This window comes from Bartonella sp. MM97QHHN, from assembly GCF_042194285.1.
GTDB lineage: Bacteria > Pseudomonadota > Alphaproteobacteria > Rhizobiales > Rhizobiaceae > Bartonella.
Map to the genome: position 1 here is coordinate 1 of NZ_JBHIMS010000053.1, position 2,968 is coordinate 2,968.

A 2,968-nucleotide genomic window follows, 5' to 3' on the forward strand; every position below is an offset into this window, starting at 1 on the left:
ATCAGAAAGCTATGATACCTCTAACGCAAAAGAAAAGCATGAAAAGTCTTTTGCTGGTGTGACAGGCTCTGTCAATGTGGGCATTCTTGGTACAGTAAAAGATGTAAAGGATGCAGCCAAACGTTTTGGTCATGGGGATATAAAACACAAAATCGGCAATGGTCTTATTGCTGGTCTAAAAGGCTATGATCTCTATAGCAAAGGCAAAGGTCTTTATAATGAGATGAAGGGTGGAAACCTTAAACAGTCTATTCGTGATATTGCTGATGTTTCTGCTAGCGTAACCGTGGGCTTTAAGACAGAGAAGGCAGAAGCCTCTGTTCAGACCTCTACTGCGGTAACAGGTACAATAGAAGCAGGACGCGCTGTTAATATGCAAGCCCACAAAGGCAGCATCCATGGTGTTGGAGCCGATATTATTGCTGGTACAAACCCGATGCAAAGCAATGATGAACAGAGCGGGAATATCACCATGGGAGCAGGTAAAGATATCATCTTTGAAAGTGCGCAAAATACGCAAAGCACAGAAAACCACACGCAAAGCGCTTCAATGAATGTTGGGTATAGTTATGGTACCGGTGGTACAGGGTGGATGGGGAATGCTTCTTTTGGTAAAGGCAAGGGTTCCAGTGAGGAGGTTCACCAGAAGAACAGCCATATTATTGGCACCGGCACAGTTCACACAACGAGTGGTGCAAACACCACATTGGCAGGCGCCGTGGTTTCTGGAGAGCGTGTAGAAATGGAAGTAGGGGGTGATTTTGCCATTACCAGCCGCAGTGATACGGGACAAAGTTCCAGCAAGCAAAACTCTGTTTCCATTGGTTATAATAGCCGAGAAAAGGATGGTACAGCCACAACCAATATTTCCTTGAACAAGGATAAATCCTCTAGTGATTATCATAGTGTTGTGGAGCAATCAGGCATCAAAGCGGGTGATGGTGGTTTTAAGATCAACGTTAAAGATAAAACAACGCTGACCGGAGGTATTATTGAAAGCACCGCGCCGGCAGAAAAAAACAGCCTGACCACAGGAAGCATTAGCACCAGTGATATCAGCAACAGTGCGCATGCGCAAGCTAGCAGCCAAGGTTTAAGCATTTCGGCGGGTGGTCCGATGTATCAGGGCAAATATGGTGTCGGGAAAAACATTGCTAAAAATGTCTTAGATCATTCAAAAGCTAAAGATTCAGAGGAAGGATATACCAAATCTGCTATCAGCAATGGCACTATCGTCATTACTGATGAAGCAGGGCAGAAGGCATTAACAGGGCAAGATGTTGAGCAAGCCATAGCCTCCCTTAATCGGGATACTGCTAGCGCCCATAAGAGTGTACAACAGCTCGATGTAGGCAAGCTGGAACAAATCGTCCATGAAAATCGTGAAATGGCAACCCAACTTTTAGAAGAGGGGTTTAAATACAGCGATGATTCCTATAAAACCATGTTTATCAAAGAGCACCCCATTGCCGTGGTCGACCGTGATGAAAAGGGTAATATAATCTATGAAATAGATGCAAATGGACAGTATATCACAGACGCTCGTGGACAACCAATACCTCACGCACATTATTTAACGGATGAAGAAAAGCAGCATTTACAAGAGGGTGCTGATGGCAAGGTGCATGTGTCCTTTAATGGCATCTTTACTCCACCAGAGGAAGCCGCTGTTTATGCGGTTCAACATGCGAAGGATAAAAATGCACCGCTTTATTTTGTTGTGTTCCCTCAAGCCGATTCTGCTATCTCAGAACTTTTGGTTGCGGGCTATCAGAAGTTTATGGAAAATAACTTTTGGGGTTTGACCAATTCAACACAAGAAGCAAAAGATTTGATGTATAGCTATGGTCTTACAGGATTAGAACTTTATGGACATAGTCGCGGGACAATGACATTGGGAAATATGCTGTATTCTTTCAAACAAGAAGGTGTGCACGGTATAGCCGACAACACGAATATCAATTTCTATGGACCAGCCTCTAATGTTTTAGTTGCATACGGTCTGTTAGGTTATGTNAAATATGCTGTATTCTTTCAAACAAGAAGGTGTGCACGGTATAGCCGACAACACGAATATCAATTTCTATGGACCAGCCTCTAATGTTTTAGTTGCATACGGTCTGTTAGGTTATGTGAGTGATGGCAAACAAACCACTATTGGTTTTGATGGGCATAGATATGACTTTGTAAGCCGATGGATTGGCGGCAATGGCTATACTTATGAGACAATACCTGCTGGCAGTAACTGGTGGAAAGAAACATGGAATATGTTCAAAAATCCTTATAATCCTCATACTTGCCTTGGAGATGCGGGTCCAAAATGTCGAGATATATATGGACTTTCCCATCGAGTACAATTCCCTTTAAGGAGGAAAAAATGAAACAAACTTTAAAATTATTAAGCGCTGTAACTTTGTTAAGTATAGCTGGATGTCAGTTTAATAAACCTCCTGCAGGATACTTCACGGTGTGGGAGAAATCAGGAGCAGATCGGCTTGAGGTAAAAAAAGCACTTTTAGAATGTGGAATGCCAGCTCCTTATGATGTATTTCCAGAAAATAGAAATTTAAGCAACAATGCATGGGCAACCATAGAAGCTTGTATGATTCAAGCTGGTTTCCATGATAAATATGATAGGGGGGGGGCTGGTGTGGAAATCATAAAGCCGAGGATCTTCCCATTTGTCGTCCAGGTGCTGTCATACCACAGCGCAGTGTCAAGAAGCGCTTAAATAGCCCGTTTTGTAAAAAACATCCAGAACAATATGAATGCTATCCTTAAGTCTTGCTTGTGATGATCAACAATCCGCCATCCTTGCCTTCTCTTGGAATGGCGGGACTGTTCCCTCAATCCAACATTTCAATATTGTTCACCGTTGTTTTAATGAAGCGGTGACAGGAAATATCAACAGGCTTATGAGCTTTTTTATTGTAAATAAATCCATTGAAAGAGGGGAATAATGAAGAAA

At 42.6% G+C, this 2,968-nt stretch carries 2 protein-coding genes and 1 pseudogene; all 3 read left to right on the forward strand.

The features are described 5' to 3' along the window. On the forward strand, positions 1-2,101 hold a 2,101-nt coding region (locus tag ACFIJW_RS02810), incomplete at its 5' end, for a hemagglutinin repeat-containing protein (protein WP_375633218.1). Then, the gene (locus ACFIJW_RS02815) at positions 2,049-2,381 is read left to right on the forward strand and encodes a hypothetical protein (protein ID WP_375633219.1); all 333 of its coding nucleotides are present in this window, start codon (positions 2,049-2,051) and stop codon (positions 2,379-2,381) included. The genes ACFIJW_RS02810 and ACFIJW_RS02815, both read left to right, overlap by 53 nt. Then, positions 2,378-2,781, forward strand: a pseudogene (locus ACFIJW_RS02820) (hypothetical protein). Before ACFIJW_RS02815 ends, ACFIJW_RS02820 begins: the two are co-directional and overlap by 4 nt. Positions 2,782-2,968: the final 187 nt, after the last annotated feature.